Source organism: Stappia taiwanensis (assembly GCF_014635285.1).
Lineage (GTDB): Bacteria > Pseudomonadota > Alphaproteobacteria > Rhizobiales > Stappiaceae > Stappia > Stappia taiwanensis.
In genome coordinates this window covers 733,966-754,765 of record NZ_BMCR01000002.1, presented here as the reverse complement: position 1 = coordinate 754,765, position 20,800 = coordinate 733,966, and the positions used below count along the sequence as shown (strand labels likewise).

General features: G+C 65.9%; 17 protein-coding genes. 15 read left to right on the top strand and 2 right to left on the bottom strand.

Translation table 11 applies throughout. From position 1 onward, the window contains the following. Positions 1–125 precede the first annotated feature (125 nt). The 9 genes from IEV83_RS07270 (at position 126) to IEV83_RS07230 (ending at position 10,334) form a co-directional block, all read left to right on the top strand. Positions 126–1,331 carry an acetyl-CoA C-acyltransferase gene (locus IEV83_RS07270; protein ID WP_181761915.1) on the top strand — a complete coding sequence of 402 codons (1,206 nt, stop codon included), beginning with the start codon at positions 126–128 and terminating at the stop codon, positions 1,329–1,331. 370 nt (positions 1,332–1,701) lie between these two features. Beyond that, positions 1,702–2,454 (top strand): TetR/AcrR family transcriptional regulator, encoded by a 753-nt coding sequence (locus tag IEV83_RS07265; protein WP_181761914.1) that lies wholly within the window; start codon positions 1,702–1,704, stop codon positions 2,452–2,454. Between the two features lie 268 nt (positions 2,455–2,722). Next, complete coding sequence (locus tag IEV83_RS07260) at positions 2,723–3,604, top strand: branched-chain amino acid ABC transporter permease (protein WP_181761913.1); 882 nt, start codon at positions 2,723–2,725, stop codon at positions 3,602–3,604. A 4-nt stretch (positions 3,605–3,608) separates the two neighbouring features. Continuing rightward, positions 3,609–5,420 carry a branched-chain amino acid ABC transporter ATP-binding protein/permease gene (locus tag IEV83_RS07255; RefSeq protein ID WP_181761912.1) on the top strand — a complete coding sequence of 604 codons (1,812 nt, stop codon included), beginning with the start codon at positions 3,609–3,611 and terminating at the stop codon, positions 5,418–5,420. Beyond that, positions 5,413–6,135, top strand: coding sequence for an ABC transporter ATP-binding protein (locus tag IEV83_RS07250; RefSeq protein WP_181761911.1), 723 nt, complete (start codon positions 5,413–5,415; stop codon positions 6,133–6,135). Before IEV83_RS07255 ends, IEV83_RS07250 begins: the two co-directional genes overlap by 8 nt. A 108-nt stretch (positions 6,136–6,243) precedes the next feature. Beyond that, on the top strand, positions 6,244–7,128 hold the full coding sequence (locus IEV83_RS07245; protein WP_181761910.1) for an enoyl-CoA hydratase: 885 nt from the start codon (positions 6,244–6,246) through the stop codon (positions 7,126–7,128). After that, positions 7,128–8,294, top strand: coding sequence for an acyl-CoA dehydrogenase family protein (locus IEV83_RS07240; RefSeq protein WP_209003397.1), 1,167 nt, complete (start codon positions 7,128–7,130; stop codon positions 8,292–8,294). Before IEV83_RS07245 ends, IEV83_RS07240 begins: the two co-directional genes overlap by 1 nt. Positions 8,295–8,319: 25 nt before the next feature. Continuing rightward, positions 8,320–9,426 carry an acyl-CoA dehydrogenase family protein gene (locus IEV83_RS07235; RefSeq protein WP_181761909.1) on the top strand — a complete coding sequence of 369 codons (1,107 nt, stop codon included), beginning with the start codon at positions 8,320–8,322 and terminating at the stop codon, positions 9,424–9,426. Further along, on the top strand, positions 9,423–10,334 hold the full coding sequence (locus IEV83_RS07230; RefSeq protein ID WP_209003014.1) for an SDR family oxidoreductase: 912 nt from the start codon (positions 9,423–9,425) through the stop codon (positions 10,332–10,334). Before IEV83_RS07235 ends, IEV83_RS07230 begins: the two co-directional genes overlap by 4 nt. A gap of 65 nt (positions 10,335–10,399) precedes the next feature. Here IEV83_RS07230 and IEV83_RS07225 read toward each other — a convergent pair whose 3' ends face one another. Both IEV83_RS07225 and IEV83_RS07220 read right to left on the bottom strand, forming a co-directional pair. Then, on the bottom strand, positions 10,400–11,200 hold the full coding sequence (locus IEV83_RS07225) for an SDR family oxidoreductase (RefSeq protein WP_181761908.1): 801 nt from the start codon (positions 11,198–11,200) through the stop codon (positions 10,400–10,402). 44 nt (positions 11,201–11,244) lie between these two features. Next, positions 11,245–12,396: an acetyl-CoA C-acetyltransferase gene (locus tag IEV83_RS07220; protein WP_181761907.1), complete on the bottom strand. Its 1,152-nt coding sequence runs from the start codon at positions 12,394–12,396 to the stop codon at positions 11,245–11,247. A 207-nt stretch (positions 12,397–12,603) separates the two neighbouring features. On the opposite strand from IEV83_RS07220, the gene IEV83_RS07215 reads away from it, so the two are divergent. The 6 genes from IEV83_RS07215 (at position 12,604) to IEV83_RS07195 (ending at position 20,733) form a co-directional block, all read left to right on the top strand. Continuing rightward, complete coding sequence (locus IEV83_RS07215) at positions 12,604–13,620, top strand: SMP-30/gluconolactonase/LRE family protein (protein ID WP_181761906.1); 1,017 nt, start codon at positions 12,604–12,606, stop codon at positions 13,618–13,620. 201 nt (positions 13,621–13,821) lie between these two features. Beyond that, complete coding sequence (locus IEV83_RS07210) at positions 13,822–15,255, top strand: NAD(P)/FAD-dependent oxidoreductase (RefSeq protein ID WP_181761905.1); 1,434 nt, start codon at positions 13,822–13,824, stop codon at positions 15,253–15,255. Between the two features lie 75 nt (positions 15,256–15,330). Then, entirely contained in the window at positions 15,331–16,686 is a 1,356-nt protein-coding gene (locus tag IEV83_RS07205) for an AMP-binding protein (protein WP_209003013.1), read from the top strand. Continuing rightward, positions 16,583–16,903 (top strand): AMP-binding enzyme, encoded by a 321-nt coding sequence (locus IEV83_RS20050; protein ID WP_209003012.1) that lies wholly within the window; start codon positions 16,583–16,585, stop codon positions 16,901–16,903. Before IEV83_RS07205 ends, IEV83_RS20050 begins: the two co-directional genes overlap by 104 nt. Positions 16,904–16,981: 78 nt before the next feature. Beyond that, on the top strand, positions 16,982–18,175 hold the full coding sequence (locus IEV83_RS07200) for an ABC transporter substrate-binding protein (RefSeq protein ID WP_181761903.1): 1,194 nt from the start codon (positions 16,982–16,984) through the stop codon (positions 18,173–18,175). 203 nt (positions 18,176–18,378) lie between these two features. After that, on the top strand, positions 18,379–20,733 hold the full coding sequence (locus IEV83_RS07195) for an acyl-CoA dehydrogenase family protein (protein WP_181761902.1): 2,355 nt from the start codon (positions 18,379–18,381) through the stop codon (positions 20,731–20,733). Positions 20,734–20,800 lie beyond the last annotated feature (67 nt).

Genomic DNA, 20,800 nt, shown 5'->3' with positions numbered 1-20,800 from the left:
TTGGTGCTTGCTTGCCCTGGTGCTGCTCGTCCCCTCGGACGATGCGCGCTGTGCCGGTTCGAAGGAAAAAGGCGGGGAATCCTTTGGCCGCCCGCTCTGGTGCGGCCGGCAAACAGGGAGCTGTCATGCGGGAAGCAGTGATTGTCTCGGTGGCGAGAACGCCCATCGGCAAAGCCTATCGGGGCGCTTTCAACGATACGGAGGCGCCGGCTCTGTCCGGTCATGTTGCGCGCGAGGCGCTGGCCCGCGCCGGGGTCGCCGGCGGCGAGGTCGATGATGTCGTGATGGGATGTTCGGCGCAGCAGGGTACCCAGGGCTACAACATTGGACGGCTGACCGCCGCTGCTGCCGGCCTGCCGGAGACGGTGCCGGGCATGGCGGTCGACCGGATGTGTTCCTCCGGGCTGATGGCGCTGGCCATCGGCGGCCGGCAGATCGCGCTCGACGGCATGGAGACGGTGATCGCCGGCGGGGTCGAATCAATCAGCCTCACCCAGAACGGCCACAAGAACACCTACCGCAACCAGTCGCAGGCGGTGACGGCGCGGTGGCCGCATATGTACATGCCGATGATCGAGACGGCGGAGATCGTCGCCGAGCGCCATGGCATCGACCGTGCGGCGCAGGATGTGTTTTCCCTGCAAAGCCAGCAGCGTACCGCCGCTGCGCAGGCCGCCGGCCGGTTCGATGCGGAGCTTGCGCCGATGACCACTTTCAAGCTGGTGAAGGACCGGGAAACCGGTGAGATAAGCCATGAAGAGGTGTGTCTTGCGCAGGACGAGGGCGTGCGGGTGGAAACGACGCTGGAGCGTTTGCGCGGGTTGGCGCCGGTCTTTGCCGATGGGGCGGTGGTGGAGACGGGCCGGCATGTGACGGCGGGCAATTCCTCCCAGCTTTCCGATGGCGCGGCGGCGCTGGTGCTGATGGAGGCGCGGCGGGCCGAGCGACGCGGCCTGTCGCCGCTCGGTGCCTTGCGCGGTATCGCCGTTGCCGGTTGCGCGCCGGAAGAAATGGGGATCGGTCCGGTTCTCGCCGTGCCGAAGCTTCTGGAGCGCCATGGGCTCGCGGTGGATGACATCGATCTGTGGGAACTGAACGAGGCCTTCGCCAGTCAGGCAATCTATTGCCGCGACCGGCTTGGCATCGACCCGGACAAGCTCAATGTGAACGGCGGGGCGATTGCCGTCGGACACCCCTTCGGCATGACCGGTGCCCGGCTGTCCGGCCATCTCCTGATCGAGGGGCGGCGTCGGGGGGCGCGCCTCGGCGTGGTGACCATGTGCATCGGCGGCGGCATGGGCGCGGCGGGCCTGTTCGAGATCTTTTCGTGAGTTGGCGGGGGCGAGGCGGACAGCCCGGTTCCGCTTTCGTCCCTGCCGGTGCTAGGGTCAGGACCTATTGATTTGATTAAAATGGTAAGGATGGATTTGTTCGGATACGAGACGCAAAGCTGCAGGAAACCGTCCGGTTTTCAAAGATTTGCAACGACGTTGCCGGGCAAATCCACCCTATCCCGAAGGGACGCAAAAACGGCTTCGATCTGCTGTGTCAAACCGCTCAACCGGGCAGAAAGCCCGCTTTTCGCACTTTTCCTTGCAGCTCATCGCCGTTTATTGCGCCATTTCAACCAAATCAATAGGTCCTGACCCTAGATATTCAGCTGCATGTTTCGAGGCGATGGATCGCCGGGGAGGTTCGGAAATGGCGAACAGGGGCGCACGCGATGGTGAACGGGACGCTGATCGGGACAAGCCGCGCGCGCAGAAGGCGGAGCGGCGCGAGACCAATCCGCGCAAGGAGTTGGTGCGCGAACAGCTTCTCGATATCGCCGCGCGGATGTTCGACGAGAAGGGCTACGACCGGTGCAGCATGGCGGCCATCGCCAGCGAGGTCGGTCTTGGACGGTCGGCGATCTACCACTATTTCGGATCCAAGGACGAGATCCTGGCGGCGCTGATCGACACGGAGGCGTTCGAGCCGTCGAAACGCCTGCGCGATCTGGCGAGCGACAGGACGCACAGCGCGGGTGAGCGTTTGCGCGTGGCCATCGTCGACGGCGTGGTGCGTCGGCTGTCCAGCGGGGCGCGCTTCGTGCGGCTCGCACGCCTTGAGGCACAGATTCCGGACCATCTTCTGGCCGACTACAACACCTCGCGCCGGGCGATCTACGACTACTACGTCGATTGCATCGAACAGGGCATCGCCGCCGGCGAGTTCCGCGAGGTGGATGCGCATATCGCCGCCTTCGCGGTGATCGGCATGGCCAACTGGACCTCGCGCTGGTACCAGCCCGGCGGTCGTCTCAGCGCCGAGGAAATCGGCGAGGCGATGGCGGATCTGGCCCTCGCCGGCTTGCTTTCGAACGATCAGAACAAGCGCCGCCTGGAAGAGGCGCGCAGCCGCATGCGGGCGCTCAGCGACGATGTCGCGGCCCTGACCCAGCTTCTCGGCTAGCATCGGGGCTTGCCGCCCCGAGGCGCAAGATATCCCTGGCCATCCGGATGGTTGCTGCGTCGTCCGATTGCATGATGCAGCCACTGCACTTTCACGGCACACTCTGACGACAAACGGTTATCGCCAACCGGAGCCGGCCTCAGCCGGCATGACAGCGTTCGGCCCCGGGGAGGGGGCCTGCGTCATCTGACCCGGGAGAACAGGCGGGACCGTCGCGCGACGTGGCCTGAAGGCGTTCACGTGCGGGACGGGGTGTGGGGGGAGGAACATGCTCAGCGAAATTGCCATCATCGTCATACGGGGAGTGGCCATTGGCGCGCTGTTCTCCATCATCGCGATGAGCTTCAACATTGTGCACAATGCCACGCGCATCCTGAATTTCGCGCAAGGCAACATCTTCATCCTGGGGGGCTTTGCCGCCTATTTCCTGGCGGATAACGCGGGGCTGCCGATCTGGCTCGCGATGCTGCTGCTGGCCAGTCTGGTCATCGCTGTTCTCGTCGCCGCGCAAGGCTGGCTGACCCTCCTGCCGTTGCGGGGCAATACCAGCGAGCAGGACAGCTGGATGATTTCCACCGTCTCGGTCTCCGTCATCATCGCGGCGATCCTGATGCTGCTCTACGGACCGTTCGCCTATTCGGTCAGCGGGCCGGTGCCCGCGTTCCGGATCTTCGGGGTCAAGACACCGGGCGCCTTCATATTGGCGATTGCCGCCATGCTGGGCTGGTATCTTCTGTTGTCCTGGTTTTTGCGCCGGACCTTCACCGGGCTGGCGATCAGCGCCCTGTCGCAGGATTTCGACGCGGCCCGCGCCGCCGGCCTCAGCGTCCGCCGGCTGCAGCTCCTCGCCTTTGGCATCAGCGGCGTGATCGCCGGTTCCGCCGGGTTCATGGTGGCGCCGATCATCTCCGTCAGTCCCGATGCGGGACTGCGCTACGTGCTCAACGGCTTCATCGCCGCTGTGGTCGGCGGGATCGGCAACAACACCGGCGCGCTGATCGGCGGGCCGCTGGTCGGGGTGATGGCGATGCTGATGGCCTACAAGGTCGGCGGCGCCTATCAGGACCTGGCCTCGCTGATCGTCCTCGTGGTGATCCTAATGTTCTGGCCGCAGGGCCTGTTCGGACGCGCAACGGCGCGGAGGGTGTGACGCAATGGCCAGCCAACACAACAGTCTTGCCGAGGCCGCCGGGCCCGAAGTGTCCCTTCCCGCCGGCAAAGGGCATTTCAAGTCCGACGGGCTGCAGCTTCGCCTTGGCATCCTGCTGATCGTTTTGACCGGGATCGGGCCGAGCCTTCTGGGCAACTCCTATTGGGAACACACGTTCCAGCTTGTGAACATCTACATCGCCGTCGCGGTCCTGCAGAATTTCCTGTTTGTCGACGCAGGCCAGAAAAGCTTCGGACAGGGGGCGATCCTCGGTCTTGGCGCCTATGGGCTGGCCATTGCCAGCGGCATTCACGGGTTGCCGCTGACGGTCGGTGTGCTGGCGGCGGTGGGAGCCGCCATGCTGGGCGGTCTCCTGTTCGCCTTGCCGGCCCTCAGGGTTCAGGGATTTCATCTCGGTTTCGCCACTCTGAGTGCGGCCATCGTCTTTCCGCAGCTCCTGATCCAGTTCGATGACGTGACCCGGGGCATCAACGGCATCAGCCTTTATCTGCCGGCGCTGACAAAGCCTCTGGTTCTCGGCATGAGCGGGTTGACGCTGTTGGTGACGGCGGTGCCGATCGCCGCGCTGCTCCTGCACTACGGCATTCGCAATGCGCGGTTGGGCAGGCGCATGCGGGTTGCGGCGGAAAGCGCGGAGGCAGCCCGCTCGCTCGGCGTGCGTCCGGGTTTCATGCGGGCGCTGGCCTTCATGATCGTCTCCGCCGGCACCGGCATTTGCGGTGCGCTCTATGTGCCGACGGTCGGCTTCATCAGCCCGCAAGGGTTTCTGGTGGAACTCTCCTTCACCTTGTTCTTCGTGGTGGTCGTCGGCGGGCGCGGGCAGCTTCTGGGGCCGATCATCGGCATCTGGGTGATCTATATCGTGCCCAATGTCCTTCTGGTGCAACTCGTCGAATACCGTCTGTTGATCTACGGCTTCCTGACGCTGGCCGTGGTGATCGTCTTTCCCGACGGGCTGGTCGGCACCATCGAGGTGCGGCGGCGCAAGCGCTTCCAGCGTGGTGGCGGCGAACAGGGCTTCCGCCTCGCCCCCTTCACCGAGATGCTGGAGAAGATCCCGCCGCGCCAGGTCCCGGCTGAGGCCGCGCCCATTCTGGAGGTGCGCGGCGCGGTCAAGCGCTTCGGCCAGGTGGTGGCGCTGGATGGCGTCGATCTGAAGGTGCGCCCCGGCGAGGTGCATGGCCTGATCGGTGCCAACGGCTCGGGCAAGACCAGCCTTTTGAACGTGATATCCGGTTTCAGCCGGATGGATGGCGGCAGCTACAGCTTCCGGGGGCGCGATGTGACCCGGCTAAGCGCGTCGAGCATCGCCCGCATGGGGCTCGGGCGCACCTTCCAGACCCCCCGGATCTTCACCGACCTGTCGGTCTGGGACAACATCCAGCTCGGTCTCGATGCCCGGCCGACGCCGCTGGCGCCGGAGATGGCCGCGCTCGCCGAGCGCTTCAAGGAGGCCTATGGCGAGGACAACCCGGGCCTTCTCGCCCATGGCCAGCGCCGCCTGCTTGAGGTCATTCGCGTGGTCTTCGCCGATCCGGGGCTGGTGCTGTTCGACGAGCCAGCGGCGGGGCTTTCCCCGGCCGAGCGGGTCGAATTTTCCAGGCTGCTGCGCCAGCTCAGCAAGCGGCTGGGCATGGCGGTGATCCTGGTGGAACACGATCTCGATCTGGTCTGGGATATCGCCGACCGCATCACCGTGCTGGAGACCGGGTCGGTGGTGGCCTCGGGACCGCCGCAGCAGCTTGCCCGGGATCCGGCCGTGCAGCATCTTTTCGTCGGAGGCGCACATGCTTGAAGTTCGCGGCCTGATGGCCGGATACGGGGATATCCCCGTGCTGCGCGGCATCTCCCTGCACGCCAAACCCGGCGAGATCCTGCTGATCGGCGGGGAGAACGGGGCCGGGAAATCGACCTTGATGCGGGCGATTGCCGGCTTCATCAAACCCTCGCAGGGCAGCGTTCTGCTGGATGGTCAGCCGCTTACCGGCCTGCCGCCGGAAAAGGTGGCCCAATCGGGCCTGCGGCTGGTGCTCGACGGGCACCGGGTTTTCCCCGAGCTCACCGTCTATGACAATTTGCGCATGGGGGTCGCCGCCCGGCGCGGCGACCGGGCGGGGCTCGCACGGTCGCTGGAGGAGATCTACGCGGTCTTCCCCATCCTGAAGGAAAAGGCCAAGGCACGGGCGCATGACCTGTCCGGTGGCCAGCAGCAGATCCTGGCCCTCGGCCAAGCCTTTGTCGCCCAGCCGCGCGTGCTCTTGTGCGACGAACCTTCGCTCGGGGTGGCACAGGCCTTGTTGCCGCCGATCCTGTCGTTCCTGCGGCGCTGGGCGGAAGGGGGCACGGCTGTCGTCATCGTCGATCAGCATGTGAAGATCAGCCTGCCCTATGCGGACCGGGCGATGATCGTCCAGCGCGGCGAGGTGGTGTTGGACTGTCCCGCCGGCGAGCTCGACCAGCGGCTTTCGGACATGCACGAGGCGCGCCAGAGCGCCTACGCGGAAAGCTGATTGCGGGCGTCCCGCACTTGCCTCTTGTCGTCCTATCGGACGATGAAGCGGGAGGGTCGGCGGGCTATCCCTTTTGGCATGAGACAGCGAACCCATGAGGAGCTCGTCATGCCGGACAGTGGAAGCCCGCCCCCCAGCTACGAAACCGACCAGCCGGTTCTTTACCGCGTCGAGGCGTCGGTTGCCTGGATCACCATGAACAGGCCCACCTACAACAATGCGCAGAACTCGCAGATGACCTATGCGCTCGACGATGCCTTCAAGCAGGCGGTGGATGACGACGCGGTACGGGTGATCGTGCTGGCCGGCGCCGGCAAGCACTTCTCCGCCGGGCACGACATCGGCACTCCGGGACGGGATGTGGATCGCAGCTTCGAGCGTCGGTTGCTCTTTCCCGATCATGTGGGTCGTTCCGGTGCTGAGTTCCTCTACACCCGCGAACACGAGGTCTATCTGGGCATGTGCCGGCGCTGGCGCGATTGCCCCAAGCCGACCATCGCGATGGTGCAAGGGGCCTGTGTCGCCGGTGGCCTGATGCTGGCCTGGGTCTGCGATCTGATCATCGCTTCGCAGGATGCGTTCTTTCAAGACCCGGTGGCGCGGATGGGCATTCCGGGCGTGGAGTATTTTGCCCATGCCTTCGAGCTGCCGCCGCGCGTTGCCAAGGAATTCCTGTTTCTGGGCGAGCGGATGAGCGCGGTGCGGGCCGAAGGCTTCGGCATGGTCAACCAGGTGGTGCTGCGGGAGGAGCTGCGCGACAGGGTGAGCGAGATCGCTGGCCGGCTCGCGGAGCGTCCGCCGCTCGGTACCTGGCTGGTCAAGCAGGCGGTGAACCACGTGGAGGACCTGCGCGGCAAGCGTACCGGCATGGATGCGGTCTACCACATGCATCACTTCGCCCATGCTCAGAACGAGCTGGCGACCGGGCACCGGCTGGCCGGGCTCGACGGCGCGGCCATGTCGGCAGCGAACAAGGCGGAAAACGGAGGCTGATGGTGGACCTGCGCTACACGGATGAACAACAGGCCTTTCGCGCCGAGGTGCGCGACTGGATGGCGGCCAATGTGCCAGCCGAACCGCTTCCCTCCTTCGATGGCGGACGAGCAGGGTTCGAGGCCCACCGCGACTGGGAAGCCCGGCTTAATGACGGCCGCTGGGGCATGGTCACCTGGCCCGAGGCCTATGGCGGGCGCGGGCTCGATCTGATCCGCTGGCTGATCTTCGAGGAGGAATACTACGCCGCCGGCGCGCCGCTGCGGGTCAACCAGAACGGCATTTTCCTGCTCGGTCCGACCCTGATGGAATACGGCTCCGAGGAGCAGAAGGCGCGGTTCCTGCCGCCGATGGCCACCGGCGAGGAAATCTGGGCACAGGCTTGGTCCGAGCCACAGGCGGGGTCCGATCTGGCGGCGGTGCGGGCAAGGGCGGTGCGTGACGGAGACAGCTATCTGCTTTCCGGGCACAAGATCTGGTCCTCGCGGGCGGTGATGGCGGACTGGGCCTTCGGGTTGTTCCGCACCGATCCGGCCTCCGAGCGTCATAAGGGGCTGTCGCTGATCCTGTTCCCGCTCGACGCGCAAGGGGTGAGCCGGCAGGCGATTGCCCAGATCAACGGCGAGGCCGGTTTTGCCGAATTGTTCCTGGATGAGGTGCGGGTTCCGATCGGCAACCGGGTGGGGGCGGACGGTGAGGGCTGGCGGATCTGCATGGCCACCGCCGGTTTCGAGCGCGGATTGATGCTGCGCAGCCCGGCCCGGTTCCAGATGACCGCGCGGCGTCTTGTGGAACTTTACGAGGCCAACCGCGAGACCTGCACTGCGGCGCAACGGGATGCGGTGGCGGAGGCCTGGATGGCCGCCGAGGCCTATGCCCTGTCGATCTACGCCACCGCGTCGCGGCTGATTGCCGGCGGTAGCATCGGCGCGGAGGCCAGCCTCAACAAGATCTTCTGGTCGGAAATGGACATAAAGATGCACGAAACCGCGCTGGCGATCCTTGGCGCGCGAGCGGAACTCTTGCCAACCGCCCCCGCCGCCGGCGATGTCGGGCGCTGGCTCGATGGCTATCTCTTCTCGTTGGCCGGGCCGATCTATGCCGGCACCAACGAGATCCAGCGCAACATCATCGCCGAGCGGCTGCTTGGCCTGCCACGCGGTTAGGGCCTGACCCTAGAAAGGACACGCCATGAATTTCGCCTTTAGCGAAGAGCAGACGATGATGGCGGATGTGGTCCGCGAGTTGCTGGCCCGCGAATGCGGCTCGGCGGCGCTGCGCGGGCAGATGAGCGCCGCCTGCAGCTTCGACCGGGAGCGCTGGCGCAAGCTGCTGGAGTTGGGGCTTTCCGGGGTGCTGGTTCCCGAAGACGCCGGCGGTCTGGGGCTTGGCGGCGCGGATTTCGTGCAGATCGCCGAGGCCTGCGGCCATGCCTGCCTTCCCGAACCGCTGGTGGATCATGCCGGGGTGGTGCTGCCGCTTCTGGCTGACTGCGAGGGCGAGACCGCCCGGGCGGCGCTGACGCAGAGCCTTGAAACCGGCGCGCTGATCGCGCTCGCGCATCCGCAGACCCCGTGGATCGTTGCCGCCAATGCGGCCAGCGCCTTCGTGTTGCCCGGCCCGGACGGGTTGCGGCTGGTGCGAAGCGAGGAAGTCCGGCGCGTTCAGCAAGCGGGCATCGACCCGTTACGTCAGCTTTTCACGGTAAGCGGGGAGCCGGCAGCGGGAGCGCTGATCGCCGCACCCGGGGCAATGGCGGCGCTGCTGGCCCGGGCCGCTGAACGCGGCGCGGTGTTCACGGCGGCGGAGCTGGTCGGCCTTGCCCAGGCCTGCGTCGATCTTGCCGTTGCATACGCGGGCGAGCGCCGGCAGTTCGGCCGGCCGATCGGCGCCAATCAGGCGATCAAGCATCATCTGGCCAGCGCGCAGGTGAAAATCGAATTCGCCCGCCCGGTGGTGCATGCGGCGGCAGCGCTCATGCCCGCTCTTCCCGAGGGTGTGCCGCAGAGCGTGGAGAGCCGCGCGCGGGTGTCCCATGCGCTGTTGGCGGCCGGGGAGGCGGCCACGTTGGCGGCGCGGACCACGCTTCAGGTGCATGGCGCCATGGGCTACTCCTGGGAGGTGGATGTGCATCTTTATCTGAAGCGGGCGCTCTCGCTCACCCAGCGCTGGGGCGGACCGGAGCATCACCGCCAGCGCATCGCGGAGCGGATCCTCTCCGCGCCGCTCGGACCTGACCGGTTGTTTCCGCAAGTCGCGAAAGTGACAGGGACGACGCCAATGAAAAGGACGGCATGATGGGAGTTTGCAAGGATCGGGTGGTGATCGTTACCGGCGCGGGGCGGGGGCTGGGACGGGCCTATGCGCTTGAACTGGCGCGCCAGGGGGCTGCGGTCGTGGTCAATGATCTCGGTGTCGGCAACCACGGCGAGGCGGGCGAGACCAGCCAGAGCCCGGCGGAAGAGGTGGTGGCGGAAATCACCGCCGCCGGCGGGCGGGCCGTGGCCAATGGCGAGGATGTCGCCGATTGGGAGGCGGGCAAGCGCATCGTCGACACCGCGCTTCAGACCTTCGGCGCGCTGCATGCGGTGGTCAACAACGCGGGCTTTGTGCGCGACCGGATGTTCGTCTCGGCAACCCCGGAGGAATGGGATGCGATGATGCGGGTGCATCTGCGCGGCCATTTCTGCACCTCGCGCCACGCGGTCGATCATTGGCGGGCCGAGGCCAAGGCCGGGCGCGATGTGGATGCGCGCATCGTCAACACCACCTCGGGCGCGGGCCTTCAGGGCTCCATCGGCCAGAGCGCCTATTCGGCCGCCAAGGCGGGGATCGCCAGCCTGACGCTGGTGCAGGCTGCGGAACTGGTCCGCTACGGCATCACCGCCAATGCAATCGCGCCGCAGGCGCGCACGCGCATGACCGAGGAGGCATTCGGCGCGTCGATGTCGCGCAAGGACGGGGATTTCGATCTGTTCGCGCCGGAAAACACCGCGCCGCTGATCGCCTGGCTGTGTTCGGCCCAGTCCGGCAAGGTCACCGGCGAGGTGTTCGAACTGTTGGGCGGACGGCTTTCGGTGGCGCTGGGCTGGAACGACGGCCCGAGCCGGGATCGGGGTGCTCAATGGCCGGCGGAGGATGTCGGCGACGCGGTCGCGGGCCTGTTGGCTGACCGGCCTACAGCAAAGCCGGTCTACGGCCAGTGAGATCGTGAGGTGACAGGGTGAAGAGGGCACGCATGGCCGCGCCCTCTTCGCGTGGTGGGCGCGGCTCAGTCCGCGCCCAGCCGCTCGACCTGATCGAGGAACAGCGGCTTTTCCCCGCCGCCATGGATCTCCAGCGTGGCCCCGGAAATGTAGCGGGCCATCGGACTGCAAAGGAACAACACGCCCTTGGCGATGTCCTCAGGTCGGCCCATGCGCCGCGCCGGCAGGGATGCGGCAATGGCGCTACGTGCGGCCTCGGTGCCATAGGGCTGGGCCTCCCCGCCGGTTTCCACCAGCCCGACGACAATGGCATTGACGCGGATGTCCGGCCCCCATTCGGCGGCAAGGCTGCGGGTCAGGCCGAGAAGTCCCGCCTTGGCGGCGCCATAGACGGCGGTGCCTGGCGAGGGCCGCGTCGCCGAGACGCTGGCGATGTTGACGATGGAGCCGGCCTCCGCGCCTTTACGCATCCAGGGCGCCACCGCCTGGGACAGGTGAATGGGCGCGGTCAGGTTGAGCGCGAGAATGGCCTCGTGAAAGCGCGGCGAGACGGTGGCCGCATCCACTGCCGGCGAGCCGCCGGCGTTGTTGACGAGGATGTCGATACGGCCGTACTCCCGCCCGACCGTCTCGACGAAACCGGCCACCTCCTCATGCTTGCGCACGTCGCAAGGCCAGAAGCGGGCACTGCGCCCGCCGGCTTGCGGCAAGGTCTCCGGCGCGCTGCGACCGCAGACGGCGACCTCGGCGCCGGCGGCAAGCAACTCCCGGGCGATGTCCGCGCCGATGCCACGGGTGCCGCCGGTGACGATCGCCACGCATCCATCGAGCCTGATGTCGGCATCTGGCAGGCCGGTTTCGGTCATGGGGTCGGGCTCCTCTGGTGAAACAGGTGGACGATGGGCATCGGTCAAAGTCGCTCGATGATGGTCACGTTGGACTGGCCGCCGCCCTCGCACATGGTCTGCAGGGCATAGCGGCCCTTGCGGCGTTCGAGCTCATGCAGCATCGAGGTCATCAGCCGGGCGCCGGTGGCGCCAAGCGGATGGCCAAGGGCGATGGCGCCGCCATTGACGTTGACCCGCTCATGGGGAATGTCGAGATCCTTCATCCAGGCCATGGGAATCGAGGCGAAGGCCTCGTTGCACTCGAACAGGTCGAAATCGGCGATCTTCATGCCGGTCTTTTCCAGCGCGTATCGAGTCGCCGGGATCGGGGCGGTCAGCATCCAGACCGGGTCGGCGCCGCGCACGGACAGATGATGAATGCGCGCGCGCGGCGTCAGGCCATGGTCCTTGACCGCCCGTTCGGAGGCGATCAGCAGCGCGGCGGAGGCATCGCTGTTCTGGCTGGCGACGCCGGCATGGACGCGCCCGCCCTCGATCAGCGGTTCGAGCCCCGCCATTTTCTCCAGCGAGGTATCGCGGCGCGGCGGCTCATCCACCGCAAAGCCATTGATCGGGGCGATTTCGTCGCGGAACAGGCCGCCGTCGATGGCGGCGATGGCGCGCCGATGGCTCTCCAGTGCGAATGTCTCCATCTCCGCGCGTGAGGAGTTCCACTTTTCGGCGATCATCTCGGCGGCGCGGAACTGGCTCACCTCCTGATCGCCATAGCGGGCAAGCCAACCCGGTGAGGTACGGAAAGGATCGGGGTAGCCGAACTGGGCGCCCACCGTCATGGCCGCACCGATGGGGATGGTGTTGAGGCTCTGCACGCCGCCGGCGACGACCAGATCCTGGGTGCCGCTCATCACCCCTTGCGCGGCGAAATGGATTGCCTGCTGCGACGAGCCGCATTGCCGGTCGACGGTGACGCCGGGCACATGATCGGGCAGGCCCGCGACCAGCCAGCAGGTGCGGGCGATATCCCCGGCCTGCGAGCCGATGGTTTCCGTGCAGCCATAGATCACATCGTCGACGGCGGCCGGATCGATGCCGGTCCGCGCCATCAGCGCCTTGATCGGATGCGCGCCGAGATCGGCCGAATGCAGAGTGGCGAGCGATCCCTTCTTGCGGCCGATGGGGGTGCGCACGGCGTCGACGATATAGGCTTCGGGCATTGTTCGAACCTCTCCAGAAAAGCACCAGTTGCCGAAACCCTAACCACCTACCGGGCACCGACAATCATCCGAAGAGACGATCTGGCGAAGAGACGAGCCGGCAACAAGACGGGCCGCCACCTCCGCCGTGCGCTCACCCGAACAGACGATGCGGTCGGCGGTGGAATGACCAATCCTGACGTGCATCTTGCGAAAAGGGAGGGGTTCATGTCGCGCTGCCTTGTATTTCTTTCCGTATTTCTCCTGTCCATGTCCTCAGGCCTGGTGCCGGCGGCCGCATCCGAATGGCGCATTCTGGCGCAATTCGACGATGCGCCGGAAGGGCTTGTCGCCGATGGCAAGGGTGGGTTCTACGTCAGCCTGTTTCACTCCGGTCATGTCATGCAGGTCGCCAAGGACGGGACTGTCAGAAAGGTCGCCGATCTGCGGACGGTGATCGGCTCGGCCAAGGGCAGCACCGTCGGCATCGACTGGGACGGTGCGGACAAACTTTATGTCGCGTTTTCCGAGTATTCCAAACGCTTTCCCTGGCCGGCCAAGGCCAAGCTTTCCGTCGAGGCCTGCGGTGATGCAACCGTGACCCGGTCGGGACTGTATGCGGTGAGCCTGTCCACCGGCACCGTTGAGCCGGTGGTGACCCGCGCGGACGGCTACCCGTTCTGCTTCCCCGACGATCCGGTGATCGCCTCGGACGGCAGCATCTACCTCTCCGATCTCAGCCTGCAGGCGATCTGGAAGATCGACCCGAAGGAAAAATCCGCCGTTCTGTGGTCGAAGGACCCGTTGTTCAGCCCCGGGGACAAGAGCCTGAGCGGCTATCCGGTGGGGGTCAACGGCATTGCCCTGGCTGGCGATGAAAGCGCGCTGTTTGGCGTGACGGGCGGGATCCCGATGCTGGTCAAGGTGCCGATCAATGCCGATGGCAGCGCGGGCAAGGCCGAGATGCTGACCTTCGGCTATGACAACATGGATGGGCTGGAGGTCGATGCGGAGGGGAATTTCTACCTGACGGAGACCCTGCGCAGCGAAATCTGGAAGGTGAGCCCGGATGCGCGCAAGCGCGAGCAACTCGGTAATCCGCTGCAGGCACCGCTCGGCGCGCCGGCCAGCCTTGCCTTTGGCGCGGAGGATATCTGCGTCACCAATCTCAACTTCTTCAAGCACCTGCCGGAGGAGAAGGCGAATTCGATCGCCTGCCGGAAGCTTGGCGCGCCGCTCTGGTAACGCCTCGCTCGGCGCCCGCCCCCGCCGGGGGGCGGGCGGTCAAGACTTGAGGTTCACCCAAACAGACGATGCAGCTTTTGACGCCGGGAATAGAGTTCATTGTGTAGGTTCGGGAAAGAACAGTCAAAAATATAAGAAAATTGAATTCAGGTCCGCTTTCTCAATCTGCGCTTTTCAGAGGAATTCACGCAGGAGATCGTGATGAAGCATTATGAAACGGACGTTCTTGTCATTGGCGGCGGTCCGGCCGGATCGACGGTGGCGACCATTCTGGCAAAGAACGGCATCAAGACCAACGTTCTGGAGCGCGATATCTTTCCCAGGTATCACATCGGCGAGTCCCTGCTCGCCTCATTGATGCCGATGATCGACATCATCGGTGCGGGGGAAAAGCTGAAGACGCATGGCTTTGTCGAAAAGCCCGGCGGCTACTTCAACTGGGGCAACGAGAAGTGGTCGTTCCGGTTCGATGAGGTGGAAGGCGCGCCAACCCATTCCTATCAGGTGAAGCGGTCGGAGTTCGACGAAATCCTGCTCAATCATGCCGCCGAGACCGGCGCCAGCGTGCATCAGAACGTCAAGGTCACGAAGATCAACTTCGAGAACGGGCGTGCGGTCAGCGCCGATTTCCACGACCGGACCAAGGACAGCAAGGGGACGATCGGCTTCAAGTATCTGGTCGACTGCTCCGGGCGCAGCGGTGTGCTTGCCAATGAACACACCAAGAGCCGGCATTTTCACGAGGCGTTCAAGAACGTGGCGATCTGGTCCTACTGGACGGACAGCCACCTCACCTACGACGACCTGCCGGAGGGCTCCACCCGGATCATCTCGATCGAGGCCGGCTGGATCTGGTTCATTCCGCTGCATGACGGGACGGTCAGCGTCGGCATCGTTCTGACCCATGACCAGTTGCGAAAGGAGCGGGCCGCCGGGCGCAGCAACGAGGAAATCTACGACCGCACCCTGCAGCAAAACCCCGAAGCGAAGATCATTCTGGAGAAGGCCGAGCGCCGCGAGGTGCGGATGGAAACGGACTACTCCTACACCTCGGACCGGTTCTCCGGTCCCGGCTATTTCATGTGCGGCGATGCGGCCTGTTTCCTCGATCCGCTGCTGTCGAGCGGGGTTCATCTGGCGATGGTCTCAAGCCTGATCGCCGGTGCCTGCATCGCCAGTGTGCTGAAGGGCGAAGTGGCCGAGGACCGGGCCGTCAACTTCTTCGAGACCAGCTATCGCCAGGCCTATTTGCGCTTTCTGATGCTGGTGTCTTCCTTCTACGATCTGGGCCGGGGGCAGGACGGGTATTTCTGGGAAGCCCAGCGTCTCACGTCGAAGGACTACGCCGACGGCGAGATGAAGAAGGCGTTTGTCAGCATCGTGTCCGGCGGCGCCGATTTCGAGGAGGTGCGCGACGGGCAATACGGCGAGGTGGTTGCGAAGAAAGTGGCCGAAAAGCTGCGCCAGGGGGTCGATATGCGCCGCGGTGCCGGAGAATTCGGCGATGAGACGCGGGAGCAGAACATGCAGTTCATGGACGCGCTCAACGGCTTGAGTTTCCTGCAGAAGAATGCCGCCATCGATGGTCTTTACGTGGCAACGGCGCCAAGGGTCGTGCTGGCGGAGACCGCCTGAGGCGTCCTCGTAATTTGTTTTACGCAATTCCAAGGCCGGCGGTGCTGAAGCCGCCGGCCCCGAACAGGTAGCCAGATGATTACTGAAGACGACAACTGGAGCTTTTCCACGATCCCGGCCCTGTGCGCGCGGGCCGCCGAAGTTTATGGCGAGCGGCGGGCGGTCGAGGATGGGGACCTCTGCCTCTCCTTCATCGAGCTCGATGCCCTGCGCCGGCGGATGGCCAAGGCGATGATCGCAGCGGGGGTGGAAAAGGGCGATCGGGTGATGATCTGGGCGCCGAACGGCTGGCGCTGGTTCGTGACCGCGCTCGGTCTTGTCAGCGCCGGCGCCGTACTGGTGCCGGCCAGCACCCGCTTCAAGGGGGGGGAAATCGCCGATCTGGTGACACGCAGCGGCACATCCCTGCTGTTCTCGGTGGGCACGTTTCTCGACCGCTACTATCCCGACCAGTTGCAACAGGAAACGCGGGCGCTGCTGCGTCAGGTGGTCGTGCTTGAAGGGCCGCGCGGCGGGGATCGCGACTGGGCGGAGTTTCTTGCCGCAGGCGACAGCGTCAGCGACGCGGAGCTGGCCGCGCGCGAGGCCGAGGTCGGCCCGGACGATTTGTGCGACATGCTGTTCACCTCCGGCACCACGGGCTATCCTAAGGGGGTGATGTACGCCCATCGCCAGTGTCTGCGCGGCATCGATGGCTGGGCGAGCCGGGTCGGGGTGCGTGAGCATGACCGGGTGCTGATCATTCCGCCGTTCTTTCATGCCTTCGGCTATCGCTGCGGCGCCATCGTGTCGATGATGCGCGGCGCGGTGCTGATCCCGCACCTGACCTATGACGCGGGCGAGATCCTACAGCGGGTGCAGGACAGCGGCATCACCGTCATTCCCGGACCGCCGGCGATCTTTCACGGCATGTTGCAGCATCCGCAGCGGGCGGAGTTCGACACACGCAGCCTGCGCCTTGGCGTGACCGGCGGGGCGGTGGTGCCGGAAGTTCTCGTCCGGCGCATGCGCGAGGATCTCGGCTTTGAGGGGGTGGTCAGCGGCTACGGCCTGACCGAGTGCGGCGGCTTTGGCACCATGTGCTCCTACACCGATCCGGATGCGGTGATCGCCAGCACCGCCGGCAAGGCGATGCCCGATACCGAGGTCCGGATCATGGGCGCGGATGGCGCGCTCTTGGCCGCCGGCCAGCCGGGCGAGGTGGTGATCCGCGGCGACATGGTGATGAAGGGCTATTTCGAGGATCCGGCGGCCACCATGGAGACCGGGCGACATCGGGGTCTTCGACGCGCAAGGAAACCTGCGGATCGAGGATCGGCTGAAGGACATGTACATCACCGGCGGGTTCAACTGCTATCCGGCGGAAATCGAACGCATTCTCAGCGGCCATCCGGCCATTGGCGTGGTTTCGGTGATCGGCGTGCCCGATGAGCGGCTCGGCGAGGTGGGGCGGGCGTTTGTCATTCTGCGCCCGGGCAAGACCGCCAGCGAGGAGGAGATCATCGCCTGGGCGAGGGACAACATGGCGAATTTCAAGTGCCCGCGCGCGGTGGAGATCCGGACCTCGTTGCCGATGAGCGCGCAGGGAAAGGTGCAAAAAACGCTTTTGCGGGAAGAAATCGCGGCGCGAAAAATGGCGGAAGCCTGAGGCCCGGGAGGGGGCGTGCCGCGAGACGAGGACTGGAACAAGAAGACAAGACCAGAGGCCTGAAGGAGGAGGAGATTCATGGATCGGAACAGAAAGTGGCTGGGACTGTGCGCCGCGATGGCGTTCGGCCTGGCATCGACGCAGGCCGGCGCGCAGGAGCCGCTGAAGCTCGGCGGGATGGTCTCGCTGACCGGCAACGGCGCCTCGATCGGCAAGGTGGCGGAAATCGGTTGGCGCATGGCGGTGGAAGACATCAACGCCCAAGGGGGGATTGCCGGCCGTCCGGTGGAATTCATTCTCGCCGATACCCTGACGGATCCGACCCATGCCTTGGGCGAGGCCCGGCGCCTGATCGAGAATGAAGGGATCGAGGCGATGGTCGGCCCGGTGACCAGCCAGGAGGTGATCCCGGTCACCGCAGTGACGACGGCGGCGAACCTGCCGCAGATCACCGCCGCCTCCTCGGCAACGCTGACGCCGCAGGCCGCGCCCTATCATTTCTCCAACTCGCCGACCGGTCTGGCTCAGATGATCCCCAACATCGATTATGCGATCGACGTGCTGGGGCTGACCAAGCTGGCGATCATCTCCGACAATGGCGGCATGTCGAAGGATGCGGTCGCGGAGATGATCCGCTACCTGAAGTCCCGTGAGCTGGAGCCGGTCGAGGTGCAGGAGTTCGCCTTTCGCACTGAAGACATGACCCCGCAGCTCTTCTCGCTGCGCTCCAGCGGCGCGGAGGCCGTGCTGATCATCAATTCGCTTGGCGACGACGCGCGCAAGTTCCTGCAAAACCGGGATGAAATCGGCTGGGACGTGCCGGTGTTCGGCAGTCTGACCATGACCAACTTCTCCGTCGGCAATGCCAAGATCCTTGGGCAGGAGGCCTTCGAGGGGGTCAACAGCGTGCAATTCGTCGGCATGACCTATTGCGAGGGGGATCCGGTCGGAGCCTCCGCCTATGCCCGGTTCGACAAGCGCGCCAAGGAGACGGTGAGTGATCTGGAGCGGCTTGGCGGCAGTTCCTCCATCATTCCCTATTACATCGAGCCCTTCATCGTGAAGGCGGCGATCGAGGGGGCGGGCTCGACCGACGGCGACAAGGTCGCTGCCTGGCTCGAGGCGAATGCGGCCTCGATGGACAACATGCTCGGAACCTTTTCTGCCAGCAGCGAAACCCATTTCCTGCCCTCGTCGAAAACGCTGGTGGTGGTCAAGAACGCCTTTGCCCCGCGCGAGGATGGGCTGACCGAACGGGCCAAGTGCGATTGAAGCACGCTCTCTTGTGAAATCGAGACCACGGGCCGCCTCCGGGCGGCCCTTTTGCGTTCGAGAGGCGCGGCGGCTGCGCGCAAGGATTGTCGCGCCGGTGGATTGCGCGCCGCGTATCGAGCCTCCATCCTGCATTTGGACGATGCGGCACCGCGCTCGGCGTGGCTGATGGAAGGCAGAACAGGACAGATCCGGGACGACCGATGGACGCGCTACCCACCGACGAACACATGATGATCCGCGATGCGCTGGCCCGCTTTCTGGAGCGTGCCGGCGGGCTGGAGCCGGCCTTCCGGGTGTCGGATGGCGGGAAGGCTTGCGAGCTGTGGCAGGGGATTGCCGAGGAGCTGCAGTTCACCGCCATCGGGTTGCCGGAGGCTTGCGGCGGTCTTGGTGTCGACATGCGCGCGCTGGTCACGGTTGGGCGTGAGTTGGGGAAGGTGCTGGCGCCGGTGCCCTTCGTCTCCACGGTGGCGCTGGCCGGGCAGGTTCTGATGGCGGCTGCGCCCGGTCTGTGCCGTGATGCATGGCTGGCGCGACTTGCGAGCGGTACCGCGCGCGCCGTGCTCGCCCACGGCGGCCATGGTGCCGGGGACTGCTGGGACGCGCCCGTGTTCTGGGCCGAACAGTCCGGGGACGGCTATGTCCTGGAAGGGCAAAGCGGCTCGATCCCGGATCTGATGGAGGCGGATCTGGTGTTGGTGCCGGCGCTCTGCGCCGGTGAACGGCTGCTGATCGCGCTGGAGGGCGAGACGGTGTCGGGGCATCGGCAGCTTTGCGCGCCCATGGATGCGACCCAGCCGGTGGGCGTTCTGGAGCTGAAGGATCTGCGCCTTCCCGCAAGTGCGGTACTCGACCGGGGCACCGCGTTTGCCGGGCGCTGCCGCGCTGCCATCGACCGGGCGCGGCTGGTGCTCGCCGCCGAGATGACCGGCGCCGCGCGGGGCGCCTTCACGTTGACCCTTGAATATATCGCCGAGCGCCGCCAGTTCGGCCGCAGCATCGCTTCCTATCAGGCGATCAAGCATCGGATGGCCGATCTCTACGTGCGGCTGAACCGGCTGGATGCGCTGATCGACGGGGCGGCGGCGGGCTTCGACCGGTCCGCGCACGCGCCGGCAACAGATGGTGTGGCGGAGACCGAGGCCCGTGCCGCCCAGGCGCTGGCCTGCGAGGAGCTGTTCGCCGTCAGCGCCGAGGCGATCCAGCTTCATGGCGGTGTCGGCATGACCTTTGAATACGCGCCGCATCTGTTCTTCAAGCGCGCCACCGCCATGCGGGCGCTGTCTGGTGGTCCTGTCGCGGCCTTTCGGCAGATCGGTCTCGATCTGATCGACGGGCGGCTTTCCGCGCTTCCCGTCAGCGGCCCTGCAAGTGAGGCGGAGACGGGGCTGCGCCGAGCCGTGGCCGGGTGGATGGCGGAAAACCTCACAGGAGAGTTCGAGCCGCTGCGCGGGCGCGGTGGAGCCGGCGATGGCGATGCCCTCCCGGAGCTGCGCAAGGCCTGGGAACAACGTCTGGCCGAGGGCGGCTGGGTCGGCCTGGGGCTGTCAGAGGCGCTCGGCGGGCGCGGCATGTCGGTCGGCGATCAGGTGATCTTCAACGAGGAATATGCCCGGGCCGGCGGACCAGGGCGGATGGGCCACATCGGCGAAGGGCTGCTGGCGCCGACGCTCGCCGCCTTCGGGACGGAGGACCAGAAGGCGCGCTTTCTGCCGGGGATCCTGCAAGGCTCCACCTTCTGGGCGCAAGGATATTCCGAACCGGGGGCGGGGTCGGATCTGGCTGCCTTGCGCACCCGGGCGCGCCGCGATCCGGAAAGCGGCAACTGGATCGTCCACGGGCAGAAGACCTGGACGTCGCTGGCGCATCTGTCCGACTGGATCTTTGTGCTGGCCCGGGCCGAGGAGGGCGCGACCGGCCGCGACGGGTTGATCCTCCTGTTGATGCCGCTCGACCAGCCGGGCATCGACATCCGTCCGATCCGGCAGATCAACGGCGCATGCGAGTTCAACGAGGTCTTCTTCGACGGGGCGGTGGCCAGGGCGGAGGACGCGGTCGGGGCACCGGGCGAGGGCTGGGCCATTGCCATGGCGCTCCTCGGCTTTGAACGCGGCATCTCGACCCTCGGCCAGCAGATGGGGTTTGCGCGGGAACTGGAGGCGGTGGTCGCGCTGGCGCGTCAGGCGCGCGAACCGATGGATCATGCCGAGGCGTTGGGGCGGGCCTGGGCCGGCTTGCGGGCGATGCGCCATGGGGCCTTGCGGGTGCTGGGCGCGGTCGAACGCGGCGAGGCGGGGCCCGAGGCGCTTGGCTACAAATACGAGTGGTCCAATTGGCACCGTTCGCTGGGGGAACTGGCCATGGACGTGCTGGGGCCGGAGGCTGCCGTTCATGCGCCCGAGCCGGAGATTGCCCGCTTGCAGCAGATGTACCTGTTCAGCCGAGCGGAGACGATCTACGGCGGCACCAACGAGATCCAGTTGAACATCATTTCAGAACAAGGGCTCCGCATGCCGCGTGAGCCGCGCGGCCAGACCCAGAGCGGTACGCGCTAGCGGTTTTTCATCTTGCGGCGGTGCGGCGGCAGCCAGGGCCTTGCGCTCTGGCCCGCCCGCGTTGCCA

Coding starts and splice junctions, on each gene's coding strand:
- IEV83_RS07200 (WP_181761903.1), top strand. CDS start 16,982: ATGGATCGGAACAGAAAGTGGCTGGGACTGTGCGCCGCGATGGCGTTC.
- IEV83_RS07245 (WP_181761910.1), top strand. CDS start 6,244: ATGCCGGACAGTGGAAGCCCGCCCCCCAGCTACGAAACCGACCAGCCG.
- IEV83_RS07260 (WP_181761913.1), top strand. CDS start 2,723: ATGCTCAGCGAAATTGCCATCATCGTCATACGGGGAGTGGCCATTGGC.
- IEV83_RS07240 (WP_209003397.1), top strand. CDS start 7,128: ATGGTGGACCTGCGCTACACGGATGAACAACAGGCCTTTCGCGCCGAG.
- IEV83_RS07250 (WP_181761911.1), top strand. CDS start 5,413: ATGCTTGAAGTTCGCGGCCTGATGGCCGGATACGGGGATATCCCCGTG.
- IEV83_RS07235 (WP_181761909.1), top strand. CDS start 8,320: ATGAATTTCGCCTTTAGCGAAGAGCAGACGATGATGGCGGATGTGGTC.
- IEV83_RS07255 (WP_181761912.1), top strand. CDS start 3,609: ATGGCCAGCCAACACAACAGTCTTGCCGAGGCCGCCGGGCCCGAAGTG.
- IEV83_RS07210 (WP_181761905.1), top strand. CDS start 13,822: ATGAAGCATTATGAAACGGACGTTCTTGTCATTGGCGGCGGTCCGGCC.
- IEV83_RS07225 (WP_181761908.1), bottom strand. CDS start 11,200: ATGACCGAAACCGGCCTGCCAGATGCCGACATCAGGCTCGATGGATGC.
- IEV83_RS07230 (WP_209003014.1), top strand. CDS start 9,423: ATGATGGGAGTTTGCAAGGATCGGGTGGTGATCGTTACCGGCGCGGGG.
- IEV83_RS07265 (WP_181761914.1), top strand. CDS start 1,702: ATGGCGAACAGGGGCGCACGCGATGGTGAACGGGACGCTGATCGGGAC.
- IEV83_RS20050 (WP_209003012.1), top strand. CDS start 16,583: ATGTACATCACCGGCGGGTTCAACTGCTATCCGGCGGAAATCGAACGC.
- IEV83_RS07205 (WP_209003013.1), top strand. CDS start 15,331: ATGATTACTGAAGACGACAACTGGAGCTTTTCCACGATCCCGGCCCTG.
- IEV83_RS07270 (WP_181761915.1), top strand. CDS start 126: ATGCGGGAAGCAGTGATTGTCTCGGTGGCGAGAACGCCCATCGGCAAA.
- IEV83_RS07195 (WP_181761902.1), top strand. CDS start 18,379: ATGGACGCGCTACCCACCGACGAACACATGATGATCCGCGATGCGCTG.
- IEV83_RS07215 (WP_181761906.1), top strand. CDS start 12,604: ATGTCGCGCTGCCTTGTATTTCTTTCCGTATTTCTCCTGTCCATGTCC.
- IEV83_RS07220 (WP_181761907.1), bottom strand. CDS start 12,396: ATGCCCGAAGCCTATATCGTCGACGCCGTGCGCACCCCCATCGGCCGC.